General features: G+C 70.4%; 17 protein-coding genes. 11 read left to right on the top strand and 6 right to left on the bottom strand.

The genetic code is table 11. From position 1 onward, the window contains the following. Positions 1-899: 899 nt before the first annotated feature. The 3 genes from LY13_RS12395 (at position 900) to LY13_RS12385 (ending at position 5,164) form a co-directional block, all read left to right on the top strand. Positions 900-1,652, top strand: a complete 753-nt coding sequence (locus LY13_RS12395; protein WP_253828543.1) for a type 1 glutamine amidotransferase — start codon at positions 900-902, stop codon at positions 1,650-1,652. A 44-nt stretch (positions 1,653-1,696) separates the two neighbouring features. Then, a complete protein-coding gene (locus LY13_RS12390; protein ID WP_253828542.1) occupies positions 1,697-4,663 on the top strand; it encodes a bifunctional [glutamine synthetase] adenylyltransferase/[glutamine synthetase]-adenylyl-L-tyrosine phosphorylase in 2,967 nt (988 codons plus the stop codon). 69 nt (positions 4,664-4,732) lie between these two features. Further along, on the top strand, positions 4,733-5,164 hold the full coding sequence (locus LY13_RS12385; protein ID WP_253828541.1) for an acyl-CoA thioesterase: 432 nt from the start codon (positions 4,733-4,735) through the stop codon (positions 5,162-5,164). A gap of 180 nt (positions 5,165-5,344) precedes the next feature. Here LY13_RS12385 and glnA read toward each other — a convergent pair whose 3' ends face one another. Continuing rightward, the gene (gene glnA, locus LY13_RS12380; RefSeq protein ID WP_253828540.1) at positions 5,345-6,769 is read right to left on the bottom strand and encodes a type I glutamate--ammonia ligase; all 1,425 of its coding nucleotides are present in this window, start codon (positions 6,767-6,769) and stop codon (positions 5,345-5,347) included. A gap of 181 nt (positions 6,770-6,950) precedes the next feature. On the opposite strand from glnA, the gene LY13_RS12375 reads away from it, so the two are divergent. Beyond that, positions 6,951-7,427 carry an RDD family protein gene (locus LY13_RS12375; RefSeq protein ID WP_253828539.1) on the top strand — a complete coding sequence of 159 codons (477 nt, stop codon included), beginning with the start codon at positions 6,951-6,953 and terminating at the stop codon, positions 7,425-7,427. Between the two features lie 116 nt (positions 7,428-7,543). Here LY13_RS12375 and LY13_RS12370 read toward each other — a convergent pair whose 3' ends face one another. Continuing rightward, positions 7,544-8,272, bottom strand: coding sequence for a DUF4191 domain-containing protein (locus tag LY13_RS12370; RefSeq protein WP_253828538.1), 729 nt, complete (start codon positions 8,270-8,272; stop codon positions 7,544-7,546). A 66-nt stretch (positions 8,273-8,338) separates the two neighbouring features. Between LY13_RS12370 and LY13_RS12365 the strand changes: the two genes are divergently transcribed. The 6 genes from LY13_RS12365 to LY13_RS12340 all read left to right on the top strand — a co-directional run bounded on the left by LY13_RS12365 (position 8,339) and on the right by LY13_RS12340 (position 12,266). Further along, the gene (locus tag LY13_RS12365) at positions 8,339-10,420 is read left to right on the top strand and encodes an ATP-dependent DNA helicase UvrD2 (RefSeq protein WP_372493818.1); all 2,082 of its coding nucleotides are present in this window, start codon (positions 8,339-8,341) and stop codon (positions 10,418-10,420) included. Between the two features lie 290 nt (positions 10,421-10,710). After that, complete coding sequence (locus tag LY13_RS12360) at positions 10,711-11,052, top strand: hypothetical protein (RefSeq protein ID WP_253828536.1); 342 nt, start codon at positions 10,711-10,713, stop codon at positions 11,050-11,052. A 114-nt stretch (positions 11,053-11,166) separates the two neighbouring features. After that, entirely contained in the window at positions 11,167-11,526 is a 360-nt protein-coding gene (locus LY13_RS12355; RefSeq protein ID WP_253828535.1) for a WhiB family transcriptional regulator, read from the top strand. Further along, positions 11,523-11,774 (top strand): hypothetical protein, encoded by a 252-nt coding sequence (locus LY13_RS12350; RefSeq protein WP_253828534.1) that lies wholly within the window; start codon positions 11,523-11,525, stop codon positions 11,772-11,774. Before LY13_RS12355 ends, LY13_RS12350 begins: the two co-directional genes overlap by 4 nt. 73 nt (positions 11,775-11,847) lie before the next feature. Beyond that, positions 11,848-12,072: a hypothetical protein gene (locus tag LY13_RS12345; RefSeq protein WP_253828533.1), complete on the top strand. Its 225-nt coding sequence runs from the start codon at positions 11,848-11,850 to the stop codon at positions 12,070-12,072. Next, positions 12,069-12,266: a hypothetical protein gene (locus LY13_RS12340; protein WP_253828532.1), complete on the top strand. Its 198-nt coding sequence runs from the start codon at positions 12,069-12,071 to the stop codon at positions 12,264-12,266. The genes LY13_RS12345 and LY13_RS12340 overlap by 4 nt, the downstream gene beginning before the upstream one ends. Positions 12,267-12,270: 4 nt before the next feature. Here LY13_RS12340 and LY13_RS12335 read toward each other — a convergent pair whose 3' ends face one another. The 3 genes from LY13_RS12335 to LY13_RS12325 all read right to left on the bottom strand — a co-directional run bounded on the left by LY13_RS12335 (position 12,271) and on the right by LY13_RS12325 (position 15,965). Further along, a complete protein-coding gene (locus LY13_RS12335) occupies positions 12,271-13,197 on the bottom strand; it encodes a hypothetical protein (protein WP_253828531.1) in 927 nt (308 codons plus the stop codon). A gap of 128 nt (positions 13,198-13,325) precedes the next feature. After that, positions 13,326-14,627 carry an ABC1 kinase family protein gene (locus tag LY13_RS12330; protein ID WP_253828568.1) on the bottom strand — a complete coding sequence of 434 codons (1,302 nt, stop codon included), beginning with the start codon at positions 14,625-14,627 and terminating at the stop codon, positions 13,326-13,328. 177 nt (positions 14,628-14,804) lie between these two features. Beyond that, positions 14,805-15,965: a ThiF family adenylyltransferase gene (locus LY13_RS12325; protein WP_253828530.1), complete on the bottom strand. Its 1,161-nt coding sequence runs from the start codon at positions 15,963-15,965 to the stop codon at positions 14,805-14,807. 379 nt (positions 15,966-16,344) lie between these two features. Here LY13_RS12325 and LY13_RS12320 point away from each other — a divergent pair, with 379 nt between their 5' ends. After that, a complete protein-coding gene (locus LY13_RS12320) occupies positions 16,345-16,908 on the top strand; it encodes a M48 metallopeptidase family protein (RefSeq protein ID WP_253828529.1) in 564 nt (187 codons plus the stop codon). A gap of 83 nt (positions 16,909-16,991) precedes the next feature. On the opposite strand, the gene LY13_RS12315 is transcribed toward LY13_RS12320, so the two are convergent. Next, complete coding sequence (locus tag LY13_RS12315) at positions 16,992-18,509, bottom strand: zinc-dependent metalloprotease (RefSeq protein WP_253828528.1); 1,518 nt, start codon at positions 18,507-18,509, stop codon at positions 16,992-16,994. Between the last annotated feature and the right edge of the window lie 8 nt (positions 18,510-18,517).

The following is an 18,517-nucleotide window of genomic DNA, read 5'->3' as shown; positions in this document are numbered from 1 at the left end:
GGATGGCCAGTTCGTGTCCCGCGGCGGTCTCGAAACCGGTCGAGGTGCTGGCTGTCGAGGATGCCGAGAGGTCGAAGGGGAGTCCGGGACTCCGGTCGTCGCGGGGGTGTGTCGCGCAGGTCCCGCGCTCGCCTGTGGTGACGCCTTTGGGAAGGCTCGCTATCCGCGTGGATCGGTCCATGCCGATGGTATCGGCGGCGTCCGACGGCGCCGGCATGCCGGCGCCGGCAAAAATTGTTTTTGCGCTGCCATCTGACAGATTCTGTTTCACCTCAACTCCGGGTGAAGCAGCGAACAACGGTTCGCCAATTGAGGGTGATGAAATGGACAAGGAACCCCCAGGTTCGCCATGCTCGCCGCGGGCACGATTAGTCCGTTCGGCCGACAACTTCAAATCGGCCGTGCACATGAGTGCCGCACGGCAGTGTTTGTGACGATTGTGGATGCTATACCAACGACGGACCGTGTGTCATGAGGATGACCCTTCGTTTCCGCTGGGCCCATGCTCGCATTTTTTTGCCGAATCCGTTTGCGGTGGATGGGGGTTTGCGCCGAACAGAGCAGTCGGAGCGATGTTGGTATTGGCCCTTTTGGGGTCTGATGTCACAGATAGATCAGCTGTCCATAACGGACTGTAGAACGTGGACTGTCGTCCGGTTGTGCTCCCCGAGGTGTCCGGAGCTGGTCAACCCGTGCGGACTCTCCGGCAAAACCATCCGAAAGTCGGAGCCGTGATCCTTCGAAGGTCGGAGCCGGCACCGATGCGCAGATGACTCTCGGCGCCCCGTCCTGCAGTCCGTCCTCACGGCTGCGTGGCAACGGGCTCCGACCAACCGACGAGTAGGTTCCTGCGTAACCACGGTCATCGCGGCCCGTGGCGGAAGGACTAGGCTGACGGCGTGAGCACACGCATCCTGGTGGTCCAGCCCGACGACGCGGTTCCGGCCGGCACCCTCGGCGAATGGCTCCAAGAGGCGGGCGCCGAACTCGACACCCGGCTCGGAGGCACCGACGACGTGCCGGTCACGGCCGACGGCTACGACGGGGTCGTCTGCCTCGGGGGCGGCATGAACGCGCTGGCCGACGACACGTATCCCTGGCTCGCGGACGTCCGCCGGCTGCTGAGCACCTCGGTGGGCAACGGTGTCGCCACGCTCGGCGTGTGCCTCGGCGGGCAACTGCTCGCCGCAGCGACAGGCGGTGTCGTCAACCCGGGCCCGCAGGGGCCGGAAGCCGGGCCGAAACTCGTGTCGAAGAAGGACGCGGCGTGGACCGATCCTCTTTTCGCCGAGCTGCCGCTGATGCCGGACGTCCTCGAGTTCCACCGGGACTCGATCGAGATGCTGCCGGGAGGCGCGACCCTGTTGGCGTCGACGCCGCTGTACCCCCACCAGGCGTTCCGCGTCGGCAAACGCGGCTACGGGCTGCAGTTCCACATCGAAACCACCCGCGACATCGTGGACACCTGGGTGGCGCGCTCTCCCGACGTGGCGGGCGTGGCGAAACCCGGGGCGTTCGACGTCGACACCGTCGACCGCATGCACGCCGACATCGCCGAAACGTGGCGGCCGTTCGCTCACCGGTTCGTGGACCTGGCCGCAGGCACGCTGCGGCCCGCGGACGACCCGCGGCGGGGACTCCCACTGGCCTGATTGCACCAACCGTGTTCCCGGCGGTGGGACTACGGTAGGAGCCGATGGTAGACAGCGTTCGCCCAGCGGCCTCGACGGCCAGATTCGGCTTCACGTCCGACCACGCCGCCGACGAGTTGCGCGCCGCGGGCTGGTGGACCGACGCAGGACCGGACGCGGGCGCGGAACCGCTCCTGGCCGCGTTCGCCCACGCGCCGGACCCGGATCTGGCGCTGCGCACCATCGACCGGATCCGGGACGCCGACCGCGACGGGTGGCCGGACCTCGACGCTGCGCTGCGCACCGACCCGGTCGTACGCGGAAAGCTGCTCGGCGTCGTGGGCTCGTCGACGGCGCTGGGTGACTACCTCGTCGGCGCACCGGACGCGTGGCGACGGCTCGACACGCCCACACCGGCAGCCGAGTACGCGGCGACCCTGCAGGCCGCGGTCCACGTCGACGGCGACGTGCTGGCCGGTGGCGATGCCGAACAGGCACTCCGCAGGGCCTACCGGGGCCTCGTCCTGGAGATCGCGGCGGCGGACCTCGGCCACCTGGTCGACACACAGGTCGAGGCGGCGACGTTCGCCGACACCACCCACGCGCTCACGGCCGCCGCCGACGCCGCGTTGCAGGCAGGGCTGACCGTGGCCGAACACGAGACCCGCGGCTCCGCCGACGCCACCCTCGCCGTGATCGCCATGGGTAAATGCGGCGGGCGCGAACTCAACTACGTCAGCGACGTCGACGTCGTGTTCGTCGGCGACGGGGACCTGCAGGTCGGCACCCGGCTGGCGACGACGATGATGCGCGTCGTCGGTAAGGCGTGCTTCGAGGTCGACGCGGCGCTCCGCCCCGAGGGCAAAGCCGGCGCGCTGGTACGCACCCTCGAAGGCCACGAGGCGTACTACAAGAAGTGGGCACGCACGTGGGAGTTCCAGGCTCTGCTCAAGGCCCGCCCCGCGGCAGGCGACGCCGACCTGGGCCGCCGGTACGCCGAACTCGTCGCGCCGATGGTGTGGTCCGCGGCGGAACGGGACAACTTCGTCGCCGACGTGCAGCACATGCGCCGCCGCGTCGAGAGACACATCCCCGCGGAGATCGCCGATCGGGAGCTGAAGCTCGGCCGCGGCGGGCTGCGCGACGTCGAGTTCGCGGTGCAGCTGCTGCAACTGGTGCACGGGCGGATCGACCACGAACTGCGGTCGGCCTCGACCCTCGACGCGTTGGCGGCGCTCGGCACCGGCGGCTACGTCGCGAGGACCGACGCCGAGGAGATGGCCGAGTCGTACGAGTTCCTCCGCGTACTCGAACACCGGCTGCAGCTCCGCGCGCTGCGCCGCACCCACCTGTACCCGGAGCCGGACGACACCACCGCGTTGCGCTGGCTGGCCAGGGCCGCCGGCATCCGCTCCTCGGGGGCACGGACCCGATCCGAGGAGCTCGACACGGCCTTCCGCAAGCACGTCCGGCGCGTCCGCCGGCTGCACGAGAAGCTGTTCTACCGGCCGTTGCTGGACTCCGTCGCACGCGTACCCAGCGCTGCGCTGCGGCTGACGGCGAAACAGGCGCAACAGCGGCTCACCGCCCTCGGATTCGCATCCCCGGAAGGCGCGCTGCAGCACATCCGGGCCCTGACCAACGGTGTGAGCAGGCGCGCGGCCATCCAGCAGACGTTGCTGCCGGTGCTGCTGGACCTGCTCGCCGACACGCCGGAACCGGACGGCGGGCTCCTCGCGTACCGCCGCGTGTCCGAGGAACTGGCCGACACCCCGTGGTACCTGCGCGTGCTGCGGGACGAAGCGGCCGTCGTCGAGAACCTGGCGACGTTGCTCGGCACGTCACGGCTGGTGCCGGACCTGCTGGTGCGGGCGCCGGAGGTGCTGCACATGCTCGGCGACGCCGAACGGCTGCGTGGCCGCCCGCCCGCCGAGACGGCGACGTCGCTGCGGGCGGCGGCACGCCGGCAGCCGGGCCTGGAGGCGGCCGTCGCGACGGCGCGGTCGCTGCGCAGGCACGAGATGTTGCGGGTCGCGTGCGCCGATGTCCTTGGCCTGCTCGACGTGCCCGCGGTGTGCGACGCGCTGTCGTCGGTGTGGGCGGCGGTGTTGCAGTCCGCCCTCGAAGCGGCGACGCGGTACCAGCAGGCCCAGGTGGGCAGTGTGCCCGCGCGGATCGCCGTGATCGGCATGGGCAGGCTCGGCGGCAGCGAACTCGGCTACGGCTCGGACGCCGACGTGCTGTTCGTGTGCGAGCGCACCTCCGAGGCCACCGACGAGCAGGCCCTCAAGTTCGCCACGACCGTCGCCGAAACGGTGCGGAAGATGCTCGGCGCACCGACGCAGGACCCGGCGTTGGAGGTGGACGCGAACCTCCGTCCGGAAGGGCGCAGCGGCCCGCTCGTGCGGACGTTCGAGTCGTACCGCGCGTACTACGAACGCTGGGGCGAGGTGTGGGAGGCGCAGGCACTGCTGCGGGCCCGGTTCCTCGCGGGAGACACCGACCTCGGAGATCGGTTCATCGCCGCCGTCGATCCGTTCCGGTATCCGGAGGGCGGACTCGACGCGGCGAAACTGCGGGAGGTGCGGCGCATCAAGGCGCGAGTCGACACCGAGCGCATGCCGCGCGGCGCGGACCCGTCGATGCACACGAAGCTCGGCCGTGGCGGCCTCGCCGACGTCGAATGGACCGTGCAGCTGGCGCAGTTGCGCCGCGCCCACGAGGTGCCGGAGCTGCGCACCACGTCGACCCCTGAGGCGCTCGAAGCGATGGCCGAGGCCGGCCTGGCCGCCCGTGAGGACGTCGATGCGCTGCGTGAGGCGTGGTCGCTGGCGACGCGGGCACGCAACGCGGCGATGTTGGTCCGCGGCAAGGCCGTCGACCAGTTGCCGACGTCGGGGCGGGAGCTGACGGCCGTGGCGAGCGTGTTCGGGTACGGCGTGGACGACGACGCGGGGGAGTTCCTCGACACCTACCGCAAGACCACCCGGCAGGCGCACGCCGTTGTGGAGCGGCTGTTCTACGAGCAGTGACGGCCGCGTAGTGAGCGGCTGCTCACCTTCGGCGGACCGGTGCCGCCCGCGGAGTTTACGGTGGCACCCGTGACTGAGCGTGAACCCTTCTCGATCCAGGTCAAGGTCCGTACGTACGAGCTGGACCCGAACGGCCACCTGAACCATGCGGTGTACCACCAGTACGGCGAGATCGCGCGTACCGAGCTCGCGGTCGCCGCAGGCGTCACCGAGGGGCTCATCAAGCAGGGCATCGGCATCGTGATGTTGGAATCGCACATCCGGTTCCGCCGGGAGATGCGCTGGGGCGACGAGGCCACGGTGTCGTGCGTGTCCCGGTTCGAGGACGAGAAGAAGGTCTTCTGGATGGACAACGTGATCACCAAACTCGACGGCACCGTCTCCGCGGAGATCGAATCCACCCTCGGCCTGATGGACCTGGAGAAGCGCAAGCTCGTGCCCGGTCCGATGGAGCGCATCCGCGACGCGGGCGTCGACCTGGACCTGCTGCGCGGCACCTGACCGACAACCTTCCGAACGCCGACGTGAGCGCTGCTCGCGTCGGCGTTCTTTCATGTCGGGTCCCGCTGCATGCCCGCCGCGGGCGTGGACACGCCGCGGGCATGCGAACGGCCGGCGGTGGGAGCTCCTGGAGCTCCCGCCGCCGGCCGTTGTCGCAGGTGGTGGCCTACGCGCTGACGATCACACGTCGTAGTAGAGAGCGAACTCGTACGGGTGCGGACGCAGCCGCAGCGGGTCGATCTCTTCCTCGCGCTTGAACGCGATCCACTTCTCGATGACGTCGGGGGTGAACACGCCACCCTCGAGCAGGTAGTCGTGGTCGGCCTCGAGGGCGGTGAGCACGGTGTCGAGGTCGGCCGGGACCTGCTTGACGTCCTTCGCGTCCTCAGGCGGAAGCTCGTACAGGTCCTTGTCGATCGGCTCCGGCGGCTCGATCTTGTTCTTGATGCCGTCCAGACCGGCCATCATCATCGCGGCGAACGCCAGGTACGGGTTGCCGGACGAGTCGGGGCAGCGGAACTCGATGCGCTTGGCCTTGGCGTTGTTGCCCGTGATCGGGATGCGGACACACGCGGAACGGTTGCGCTGCGAGTACACCAGGCTGACCGGCGCCTCGAAGCCCGGCACGAGCCGGTGGTACGAGTTCACCGTCGGGTTGGTGAAGGCCAGCAGGCTCGGCGCGTGGGCCAGGATGCCGCCGATGTAGTGGCGGGCCGTGTCCGACAGGCCGGCGTAACCGGACTCGTCGTAGAACAGCGGCTGGCCGTCCTTCCACAGCGACTGGTGGCAGTGCATGCCCGACCCGTTGTCGCCGAACAGCGGCTTCGGCATGAACGTGGCGGTCTTGCCGTTCTCGAACGCCGTGTTCTTCACGATGTACTTGAACAGCTGCAGGTCGTCGGCGGCGTGCAGCATCGTGTTGAACTTGTAGTTGATCTCGGCCTGACCCGCGGTGCCGACCTCGTGGTGGGCACGCTCGAGGTCGAAGCCCGAGCCCATCAGGTGCTGGGAGATCTCGTCACGCAGGTCGGCGTAGTGGTCGACCGGCGGCACCGGGAAGTAGCCGCCCTTGAACTTGGTCTTGTAACCCTTGTTGCCGCCCTCTTCCTTGCGGCCCGTGTTCCACCAGCCCTCGACGGAGTCGATCTCGTGGAACGTGGAGTTCTCGGACGAGTCGAAACGCACGTCGTCGAACACGTAGAACTCGGCCTCCGGGCCGAAGAACACGGTGTCGGCGACGCCGGACTCGGAGATGTACTGCTCCGCCTTGCGCGCGATGTTGCGCGGGTCGCGGCTGTAGGGCTCGCGCGTGAACGGGTCGTGCACGAAGAAGTTCATCGACAGCGTCTTGGCCTGCCGGAACGGGTCGATCTTCGCCGTTGCCGGATCGGGCAGCAGCAGCATGTCCGACTCGTGGATCGACTGGAAGCCTCGAACCGAGGAGCCGTCGAAGGCCAGACCCTCTTCGAACGCGTCCGCGTCGAACGCCTTGGCGGGGACGGTGAAGTGCTGCATGATCCCGGGAAGGTCGCAGAACCTCACATCGATGAATTGCACATCCTCGTCAGCGATGAGACGCAGGACATCGTCGGCAGTAGTGGACACCCTCGGTGACTCCTTCTGGTTCGAGCTCGTACGGCCTTGCTCTCTTCGGCCCAAGCTAAGAGGGCGGTGTTGCCCGACCGTCACCCGTATGTTTCACCGGGGTTAACGGATCGGCCGATATCGGATCGTCCCACGTCAGGCCGCTCGGTGCACCGCCGAACCGGCGACATACCCTGTTCGCGTGGCTAGATGGACCGGAGAGTGGCTGGCGAACCTGTCCGCGGCGGCCGATCAGGACCCGCCGCGTTGGCCCGGGCAGCGCCTCGGCCTACCCGCCGACGGCATCGGCGCCGCGGCCGGCTCGGGCCGCCGTTTCGTCGGCCTGCTCGCCGACCTGGTGCTCGCCTCACTGCTCACCGCGCTGTTCGTCCGACCCGACGTCGACGACATGGCCGCCATGGAGTCGTTCAACCTGTGGTCACTGGCCACGTGGGCCGTCGTCACGGTCGTCTCGGCGGCGTGGTTCAGCTTCACCCCCGGTATGGGCCTGTGCGGAATCCGCATCGGCCGACTCGACGGCGGCGGTGTCCCCGGACTGTGGCGCGCGCTCGTGCGTTGCGCACTCACCTTCCTCCTCATTCCCGCCGCGGTACGCAACGTCGACGCCCGCGGCTGGCACGACCGCCTCACCGGCACTGTCGTCGTTCGCATGCGGTGAACGCCTTCACCGGGCTCGCGCACAGCCCGGCCGCCGGATCCGACACACGAGAGCGGGCCGCCTCCACCGAGGGGAGGCGGCCCGCTCTCGCATGAACCGAGCTGTGCGGGGCGGCGTCAGCGGCGGCGGACGGTCCGCTGGACGTTGCGCATCTTGGCGCCCTGCGGCATCGGGCCCTTCGGCATCGCCGCGCCGCGGTTACCCAGTGCGGAGAGCTTGGTTTCGAGGGCGTCGACCTGCGGACCCTTGAGGTTGCGCGGCAGCTTCATCAGGTGGTTCTGCAGCTTGCGCAGCGGAACCTGCCCCTCCTCGTCGCCGATGACCACCTCGTAGATCGGGGTGTCGCCGACCAGACGGGCGATCCGCTTCTTCTCCTGCGACAGCAGGTTCCTCACGCGGTGCGGAGCGCCCTCGGCGACCAGGACCACGCCCGGCCCGCCGAGCACCCGGTGGACCGCGTCCAGCTGCGTGGTCGCCGCCACGGTCTGCGTCACGCGCCACTTGCCGCGCAGGTTGTCCAGCGCCCACGCGCCCGCGCCCGGCTGCCCCTCGGCCTTCGCGAACACGTTCTTCTGCACGCGGCGGCCGAACAGGATGATCGCACCGAGCACGCCCAGCAGGATGCCGAGCGGCAGCAGCAGCCACTCGATGCCGATCCACAGACCGAGCAGGAAGACCAGGCCCGCGATGACCACGAAGGTCCCGAGCATCAACGGGATCAGGGCCTTGTCTTCCTTGCGCTGCATATGGAACGCCTGGAAGATCTGGCCACGGCGCGCCTTGCTCGCCGCCTTCTTTTCCTTCTTGGCCTGCTTGGCAGCCTCTTTGTCCCGCTTCTCCGCCATAATGGCCAGGATACGGGCGCCCGGCCTGCGGCTGTGCCGTCGGTCCCCTCTGCGAGGATGCAGGACGTGGGAAGTGCGTCGTCGAACCGTCATCCGGAACTGCTCGAGGGCCTCGACCCCGAACAGCGCGCGGCCGCCTGCGCCCCGCGCGGGCCCGTCTGCGTGCTCGCGGGAGCGGGCACCGGCAAGACCCGCACCATCACGCACCGTATCGCCTACCTCGTCCGTTCCGGGCACGTCTCCGCAGGTCAGGTCCTCGCCGTCACGTTCACGTCGCGCGCGGCGGGGGAGCTGCGCACCCGGTTGCGCGGACTCGGTGTCGAGGCGGCGCAGGCCCGCACCTTCCACGCCGCCGCGCTGCGCCAGCTCCGCTACTTCTGGCCGCGCGTCGTCGGTGAACGGCAATGGGACCTCGTCGACGGCAACAAGCTCCGCCTCGTCGGCCAGGCCGCCAACCGGCTGGGACTGCCGACGGAAGTGGAGGTGCTGCGGGACCTCACCAGCGAGATCGAATGGGCCAAGGCCTCCCTCGTCGGCCCGGACGACTACCCGGCCGTGGTCGCCAGGCTGAAGCGGGACATTCCCGAACCGGCCGAGCGGATCGCCGAGCTGTACCGCGGATACGAGCGGACGAAGAACGAGGCCCAGCTGCTCGACTTCGACGACCTGCTGCTGCACACGACGGCCGCACTGGAGGAGCACCGGGCAGTGGCCGACGAGTTCCGCGAGCGGTACCGGTGTTTCGTCGTGGACGAGTACCAGGACGTCACACCTGCGCAGCAGCGGCTGCTCGACGCGTGGCTCGGCGGCCGCGACGATCTCACCGTCGTCGGCGACGCCAACCAGACGATCTACTCGTTCGGGGGTGCCTCGCCCCGTCCGCTGCTCGAGTTCACCCGCCGGTTCCCCGAGGCCACCGTGGTGCGTCTCGAACGCGACTACCGGTCGACGCCGCAGGTCGTGTCGCTGGCCAACCGCGTCATCGGTGCCGCGCGGGGCAGGCCCGCCGGATCGCGCCTCGAACTCATCGGACAGCGGGCCGACGGCCCGGAACCCCGATTCGCCGAGTACGACGACGAACCCGCCGAGGCCGCGGCCGTCGCGACGCGGATCCGTGCGCTGCTCGACGACGGCGTTCCCGCCAGGGAGATCGCCGTGCTGTACCGCGTGAACGCCCAGTCCGAGGCGTACGAGCAGGCCCTGTCCGAGGCGGGAGTGCCGTACCTCGTCCGAGGGGGCGAACGGTTCTTCCAGCGGCAGGAGGTCAGGCAGGCGATCTCCGCGTTGCGCACCGCCGCGGCGGACGAGCCGCGCGGCGAGCTGGTTGCGCTGTGCAGGCGGGTGCTCGCCCGTGTCGGCCTGACCGAACAGCCACCGGCCGGGGGAGCGGCGCGGGAACGCTGGGACGCGCTGTTGGCCCTCGTCGAGGTCGCCGAGGATCTGGCGGGCACCGTCGAGGACGCGACCCTCGGCAGGCTCGTCGCCGAACTCGACCAGCGTGCTGCCGTGCAGCACCCGCCGACCGTGGAGGGCGTCACCCTGGCGTCGCTGCACGCCGCGAAGGGCCTCGAGTGGGACGCCGTGTTCCTCGTCGGTCTCGCCGACGGCACCGTGCCGATCCAGCGCGCCGACGGCGACGACGAGGCCGTCGAGGAGGAACGCAGGCTGTTCTACGTCGGCGTCACGCGTGCCCGGGAACACCTGTCGCTGAGCTGGGCCCTGTCTCGACACCCCGACGGCAGGCGCAACCGCCGCCGCAGCCGGTTCCTGTACGGCCTGGTGCCGGAGGACCATCCGGCGGCGCGCGTGGCGAAGTCCGGCAAGCAGACGAAGTTCGCCAACTCGTGCCGCATCTGCGCCCGGCCGCTGATCTCGACGATGGAGGTCAAGCTCGGCCGCTGCACGAAATGCCCGGCGGACGTCGACGAGTATCTGCTGGACCGGTTGAAGGAGTGGCGGACGGAACGCGCCCGCGAGCTGAACGTGCCCGCGTTCGTCGTGTTCACCGATTCGACCCTGGTGGCGATCGCCGAGCAGCGGCCGACGGACAGCAAGGGGCTCGTCGGTATCTCCGGCATCGGGGCGTCCAAGCTCCAGCAGTTCGGCGACGACGTGCTCGCCGTGGTGCGTGACGAGGCGAGCGGCTAGCCGGGTTCCGCCCACCGGGATCGGCGCCGGCGAGGGTGCCGGACCAGTGCCGGACCACCGGTCGCCGTCGGCTGCCCGCCCGCAGCCGCCGTCTCCGTCCCGGCCCGTTCGTGCGGCGAGTCGTCGTGACGGGTGTCATCGCTGGTCACGGTGGTTTTCCGGGGAAAGTGGCGAACTTTTCGAAAAATCAGTTGCCCCGTCACGTGTGACCGCAATAACCTGCAGTGACCAGGTTGAAGACGCGCGGCCGCCCCGGCGGTGGCCGACCGATGTGAGAGGAGGTGCCCGCAATGAAGTTCGAGACGACGATCGTCATCGCCGGCATCTCCGGAAACCGGTCGACCCTGCTCCGTGACGGGCACTTCGTGCACGCGCCGTTGTCCTGTGCGTCGGTCGATCGTGACCGCCGGCGTGCCGGCATGTCCCTGGATCTGTGTGACCTCGGTGTGTTCGACGTGCGTGGGGGCACGGCGTCGCACGCTCCGGCAGGCGACCCGGCGTTCACCGCTGCCGACCTCGGCAACCCGGTGCCGCGTCCGGAGCGCCGTCGTCAGCTGCGTCCGATCCAGATCCAGGACACGTCCCGGGTTCCGCCCGGCTCATGCGAGAGGCGCCGTCTAGCGACAGGCTAGGCATCTGGCTCTCGAAGGCCGCGGAACCCCATCGGATCCGCGGCCTTCGTGCTGTTCGAGGGCTGTGTGGATCCGCTGACTCATCCGCACACACTCGTTACCGAAGGAGCCGCCATGCCAACGGCCACCGTCTCCGCGTCAGAGGAGACGTTCTCCGCCTTGTTGGCCGGGACGACCGGAGTCGCCGAACTGATCGACTCCGGAGAGTCCACCGATGTCGACCTGCCCTGCCGGACCGGCGACGCGGACCTGTGGTTCGCGGAGAAGCCGGCCGACCTGGAACGCGCCAAGACGCTGTGCGGGGAGTGCCCCGTGCGCTCGGCCTGCCTCGAAGGTGCGCTGGCCCGCGGTGAGCCGTGGGGCGTCTGGGGAGGCGAGATCTTCGAACGCGGTGCCGTCGTGGCCCGCAAGCGGCCGCGCGGTCGCCCGCGGAAGCACCCGGTTCCCGAATCGCGGGAACGGAGCGCCGCATGACGACCGGAGCCGGCCAGCAGCCAGGTCGCGCGTACCTGCCGCAGGCGACATCGCACCGCCTCACGTCCGATCAGCCGAACACGGAGACATCACCCATGTTGCTGCACGAGGAACTGACCAGAGACCGAATACGCGAACTACGGAAACAGGCCGAGGGAGGTGGCGCCGAACGCCGGCGGCGCGCCGCGCGACGCTGGCAACGGGTCGCCCGCTGGGCCTCGCGGCGTGCCGAGCACTACGATCGGTAGGCCGCCGGGGTGGTGGCGAACGACCGCGGGGTCCGTTCGCCACCACCCGTTCCGCCGGTGTTGAATCGGCGGGATGGCAGCACACACGCACGACGACGTCGACAGGGCGGCACGCCTGTGGGGCATGCGCGCACTGGCCGAACCCGAGAGCACCGCTACGACCGAGGTCGCCGACCGGATCACCGGTCATCTCGCCACCGGAGCGACCGGGGTGGACATCGGTCGCTCCGGTGCCGGCCGCCGTGAGGACGTGCGTCTGCCGAGTGATCGCACGGCCTACCTCGGGACGACGTCGTGACGGACGCCGCGGGGAGGGACCGGGCGCCCGTGACGTGCGGCCTGTGCGGCGAGCGTGCCGACACGGAGGCGGTCGCCGTCGGGTTGGGGTGGCTGCGCGAGTCCGAATCGGGGCGTACGCGTTGGCTGTGCCCGCGCTGCGTCCGTGAGCACGTGCGGGACATCGAGGGAAAACTGCCCACCGAGTACTGGTGATGTCTCATGCGGCCGCCGTCGCCAGGCATTGCACCGCCGGTCGCCTGCGGTCGGCGGCCGTGCGGAAGGCCTTGGCCAGTTCCGTGAGCACGCCCCGCCGGTCCGTGGTGAGCCGGTCGGGGTCGGTCCGCACGACCGTCACGCCGGCGGCGGCCAGCGCCAGATGTCCCAGATGCGGCTTGTCGCCCGGGTGGAACTGCCAACCGAGGCCGACCTCGTCCCACCACGCGTCGACCGTGCCGATGTACCTGCCGCGCCGGTCGTGGACCGCGACGTCCCACCGCGGCGGCGGCAGCGGGCCGTCACGGAGGACCTCGCGGGCCCACGCGCGGGTGTAGGTGTCACGGTCACGGTCGATCGCGCGCAGTTCGGCCCGTACGGCTGCCGAGCCGCGTTGGCTGCCGGCGTCGAGTTCGTAACGCAGCTCGGTGGCGGTGGTCAGGCCGTAGTAGATCGGCAGGGCGAGCAGGTCGCGCAGCCGTCCGGGATCGCGTTCGCGGCGCGCCGCGTCGAGTGCGGCCCGGGTCGGGGGCGCGAACGGGATGCCGTCGACGACGACCGGTTCCGGGGGTCGGGTCGTCCTCTCCACGAGGGCGAACGTCGGCGAGAGCATCCGGCGTCCCTTCGGCACCAGAACGTGCACCGCGGGTGTTCTCGGGAGCGTGAGGCCGTGGGCGCCGAGCGCATCGCCGCCCGTCACGACCCCCTCGCGCCCGACGTAACGCGCCAGTGCGCGCACCAGCTGTCTTCGGGTGGGCTCGCAGGCATCGAGCAGCACGATCCCGGGCAGCAACCGGCGCCACGGCCCTCCGGGGCGGCACCGGCGCGCGATGGTGCCCTCGGACACGCCGCGTGCGCGCAGTTCCGCGGTGGTCAGCACATTGTCGTTCGAGGCGGGCGCCAGTTGCGCCGCGTCGGCAAGAGCAGTCATGGCTCGAGCGTGCCGAGCGCGAAGCGCGACCGGGACGGTTCGGAGAAAATGTGGACAACTCGGCCCGGCGAGGGGCGAATTTCTGCCGTTCCGGCGAAACCTGTGGACAACTCCCCGGCGCCGGACCGTCAGTCGGCGAAACCGGGCTGCCACTCCTCCACGATCGAACGCAACGGCAGCTCGGCGTCGAGCTGGCACAGAATGCCGATGGCACCCGCGGTCACCCGGTGGATCAACAGCCAGTGCGGCGGCAGGTTGAGCGAGCGTCCCGTGCGGAAGTCCTGGCCGCGCAGGTCGCCCATGCGGAGTGCCTGGTCCTGGGCCCATCGGCGGGAGAAATGGAACCGCTCCTCGGCGAGCGGGGCGACGATCGGATGGAGGTATGCGTAGACGTCGTCGGGATCGATCTCCGTGTCCGGCCGCACGAACCCTTCGGCGCGCAGCGCGGCGTACAGCTCCTCGGACCGGCCTTCGAGCGCCAGCCGCATGATCCTGCCCATCGCGGGCGGGGCGCCGTACGGCAGTCGTGCGACGGCTCCGAAGTCGATGACGCACACCCGGCCGTCCTCGCGCAGCATGAAGTTGCCGGGGTGGGGGTCGGAGTGCAGCAACTGTGCCCGGGCGGGCGACGAGTAGTGGAACTCCGCCAGCAGGCGCCCGGCCTCGTCCCGCTGGTCACGGGTGCCGCTGCGGATGATCTCGGAGTAGGACGTGCCCGTGACCCATTCGCTGACGATCACTTTGGGCGAGCTCGCCACGACCCGCGGAACCAGGACCTGCTCGTCGCCGGCGAACGCCTTCGAGAACGCCCGCTGGTTGTCGGCCTCCCTGCGGTAGTCGAGCTCCTCGTCCATGCGGTCCGCGAGCTCGGCCAGCAGCGGCTTGACGTCGGTGCCCGGTACGAGGCTCTGGAACAGGCGGCTGAACCGCTGCAGCTGGCGCAGGTCACCGCGCAGGGCGTCATCGGCACCCGGGTACTGCACCTTGACGGCCACGGCGCGCCCGTCGTGCCACGTGCCGCGGTGCACCTGGCCGATGCTGGCCGCTGCGGTCGGTTCGTCGTCGAACTCGGCGAACCGTTGCCGCCAGCTGCGCCCGAGCTGTTCGGCCAGCACGCGGTGGGTCTGTTTGGCGGGCATCGGAGGAGCGGCGGCCTGCAACCTGGTCAGCGCATCGCGATACGGCTCGGCCAGCTCGTCGGGCACGGCCGCCTCGAACACACTCAGCGCCTGCCCGAACTTCATGGCGCCGCCCTTGAGCGTGCCCAGCACCTCGAACAGCTGCTCGGCCGCCTTCGCCGACAGCCCCGCGTTGACCTCCTCGGCGCTCTGACCCGTCAGCCGCCGGCCCCAGCCGCCGACCGCCCGGCCCGCCATACCCAGCGGCAGGCTCGCCAGCTTCGCCGTGCGCGCGACGGTCCTGCGCGGCAACGCCGAGTCGGCATCGGCGTGGTCCGTGGCCGTTGTGTCGGCGGCGTCGGTGACCTCCGCGGTGTCCGCCGTAGCGGCTTCGTCGGAGGTGTCCCGGGCCTCGCGGTGTTCCGTCACGTCCGCGATTCTGCCTTGTCGATCAACGTCGTGGGGATCGGTTCGGCATCTCGACGGCTTCTACGGGTTGGGGTCACCGTCCTGACCGGCCGGTGTCGGGGTCTGGGCGGGCGTGGCGCCTGCGCCGTGCCGGTGCGCCTGGGGAGCGGGCTGCGCGACGGCGGCGGCTCCGCACGGGCACGACGGATGCGGCGCCCAGCCGGAGGCGGCTGCCGTGCCGCCGAACGCGTCGATCTCGATGGTGCCGTTCCAGGTCGGCGGCACCGACTCCTCGGGATCGAGAACGCGCAGGATCTGCCCGCCCGCGACGCCGGCCGTGGCCGTGACGCTGCACAGGTCGGTCCGCGGCAGGCGCCCCGCGAGTTGGTTCGCCACGCGAGGCCACGACGGGTCGTGCGCCGTCCGCGTGAGGTCCGCGCAGCGCAGGCAGCTGCTCCGGCCCGGGTGGACGAGCGGGCCGACGATGCCGTTGCCGTCCCGGACGCGCACCAGCAGATGCGGTTGCCGCTCCACCATCAGCTCGTTGACGAGCTCCGGGGCCGGCACCACCGTGTCCGTGAGCACCACCAGATCCGGGCGTTGCTTACCCCGCACCTTGCCGGTCTTCGTGGCCGAGTTGGTCCGCTTGACCAGGTTCGTGACGGCCTGCCGCCGCGGAGTGCCGATGTCACCGTCGACGAACCCGGTGCCGAGGTCCTCCGGGCCGACGCGCCCGTCGGCGTGGGCATCGATGTGCCCTACGCCGGCCGTCGCGAGAATCCGGGCCAGCGCCGCGGCGAGCCTGCCGCCACCCTGGAGCAGGACGGTGCTCCGGGCCCAGCGTGCGGCGGCGGTCCGGCGCGGCCGGGAACGGGTCAGTGTCCAGAGTGCGGGTTCGTCGGTGCGCACGGAGCGCGCGTGTGCCGGTGCGTCGGTCTCCTCGATCAGGCCGCGTTCGGCGAGCCCTGCGAGCACGAGCCGCAGATCGTCGGCCGCCTTGTCCGCCTCCTCGTCGGAGGTGCACTGGGAACGCGCGAGCTGCACGAGAGTGCCGGTGCTGCGGCTCCCGTCGAGGCCTCGCACGAGGTCCATCAGCATCGGCGACAGCGTGTCCAGGACGACGGCGTGCCGGGGCTCCAGTCCGATCTGCAGTGCCCCTTCGCCGCGTTCCAGGACTTCGAGGCCCGGCACAACCCGTGGCCGCTCCGGCAGCGACCCGGTGTCGGTGAGTGTTCGCGTCATGTTCACAGGGTGACGGGAAACGCGGTCACCGTGGGACACCCGATCAGGGTTATCCACAGGTGAACGTGAATGTGGACAACTCCGACGTTGTGATGTTCCAGCCATCCCGAATGTCGGTGGCGCGCCTTACCGTGTACGAGTGGCCGATGCACGGGTTCCCTCATTACGGAGTCAACGCGGGCGGGCGCAGAACACGGCGCAGAACTCACCGTCGCGCGAGAAGCAGCCGAAAGGCGGACAACCCCAACCCCGACGTAACCGGCGGGACGACGGAAAGGACCAGAAGGAGAACCGACGCCGGACGGACCAGGACCGGCGAAACCAGAACCGGCGTGACCGGGACGAGCCCGACCAGGACAGGCCGGGCGGCGGGACGCCGGTGGCGGACGAGAAGGTCGAGGTGCGGCGCAGTGCCCGGCGCCGCCGTACCGTCACGGCCTACCGCGACGGCGACACGACCGTCGTGCTCATCCCGGCGACGATGACCAAGGCCGAGGAACAGCACTGGGTCGCCGAGATGCAGAAGAAGCTGAGGCGCACCGAGAACAAGAGGGCCTCGCCGGCGAGCGCGTCCGACGAGGCGTTGTTGTTGCGGTGCACCGAGCTGTCCACGCGGTACCTCGACGGCGCTGCCCAGCCCGCCAGCGTGCGCTGGGTCCCGCCGATGCGCACCCGCTGGGCGTCGTGCACGCCGATGAACCGCACGATCCGGGTCAGCGAACGACTGCGCGAGGTGCCGTCGTGGGTGCTCGACTACGTCCTCGTGCACGAGCTGGCACATCTACGGGTGGCCGACCACAACGACGAGTTCTGGGCGCTGGTGCACCGCTACCCGAAAACCGAACGCGCCATCGGGTACCTCGAAGGCCTGTCGGCGGCGGCTCACCTCGGTATCAGCGGGGACGCCGACGACGCGCACGAGGACCCCGACGGCGACGACTGACACGCGAACGCCGCCCCCACCCGGTCACCTGCCGAAGGCAGATGCGACCGAGTGGGGGCGGCGCGCGGAAGGTCGGCGGAGGATCAGCCCTGGCCGCCGGACGGGCGGTCCGGCCCGTCGTCGCTGCTCCCGGAATCACCGGAGTCACCGCCGGCCGAGTCACCGCCGGAGCCGCCGTCGGCACGTCCCGTCGCGGAGTCCCCGCCATCGGAGGTGTCCGTGCCGGCATCCGACGCACCGGCACCGGACGCGGCGGCTTCGGCCTCGGCGCGCTCGGTCTTCTCGAGCTCGGCGATGGGGTCCACGTCGTCGCCGATGACGGTGCCGCCCAGCCGGTCGGCGAAGTCCGTCGGCTCGTCGAGGTCGTCCGTCGTGGGCATGAGGTCGGGATGCGACCAGAGGTGGTCGCGCTGCTCGGTGCCGTGCCGGTCACCGACCATCTGCCACAACGTCGAGGCGGCACGCATCCGCCTGGGCCGCAGTTCGAGTCCGACGAGTGTGGCGAACGTCTGCTCCGCCGGCCCGCCGCTGGCCCGCCTCCTGCGCAGCGTTTCGCGCAGCGCGTCCGCGCCGGGCAGGCGGTTGCCGACGGCGTCGGCGACCACGACGTCGACCCAGCCCTCCACCAGGGCGAGCAGCGTCTCCAGCCGCGTGAGCGCGGCCTTCTGTTCCGGGGTCGTCTGCGGCTCGAACAGTCCGGACGACATCGCCTGCTCGATGCTCTGCGGATTCGTCGGGTCGATCTGGCCCGCGAGCTGCTCGAGGCCGGACACGTCGACGGAGATGCCGCGGGCGAACTCCTCGACGGTGGCCAGCAGCCGCTGCCTCAGCCACGGCACGTGGGCGAACAACCGCTGGTGGGCCGCCTCGCGCGCGGCGAGGAACACGAGCACTTCGCTGGCGGGACGCTCGAGCCCCTCGGTGAACTTCTCGACGTTGGCGGGCAGCAGCGCGGACGTCGCTTCCGGGCCCAGCGGCAGGCCGACGTCCGAGGAGGTCAACACCTCGGAGCCCAGGTCGGCGAGCGCGTTCCCGAGCTGCGAGCCGAACGCCATGCCGCCCATCTGGCCCAGCATCGACATCAGTGGCCCCGCCGCCTGCTTGGCCTCTGCGGGCAGCGCCTCGGTCCAGGCCGACGACACCTGTTCGGCGACCGGGTCGCACAGCCGCTGCCACGTCGGCAGGGTCTGCTCGATCCAGTCCTTGGCGGTCCAGGCGACGGTCTGCGTCGCCCCCGCGGGCAGGATCGTGGCCTCGTCGAGCCACAGTTCGGCCAGGTGGGAGGCGTCGCGCACGGCGGTGTCGCCCTGCTGCGTGTCACCGGTCGCGGACGCGAAACCCATTCCCGGTTTCGCGTCCCCGTCGTCGGAGTTCGACGCGAGGCGCTGCAGCGCGATCTGCTTGGCCAGGTCGTAGTTCACCGGGCCGGAGGAGCTGCCCGCCTGGCTGAACATCTGGCCGAGCTGGCTGAGCATCTGCCCCAGCTGCTGGAACGGGTCGCCACCCTGACCGCCGGAGCCGGACGAGTTGTTGCCAGGGCCGGACGAGCTGTTGTCGGGGTCGGGCAGACCGAAGCCGAACCCGAAGGGTGGGTTGCTCATACCCTCCA

Origin of the sequence: Prauserella aidingensis, from assembly GCF_024171865.1 — a bacterium.
GTDB classification, from domain to species: Bacteria; Actinomycetota; Actinomycetes; order Mycobacteriales; family Pseudonocardiaceae; genus Prauserella; species Prauserella aidingensis.
The sequence above is the reverse complement of the archived record's forward strand: the minus strand, read 5'-3'. Positions and strand labels throughout refer to the sequence as shown.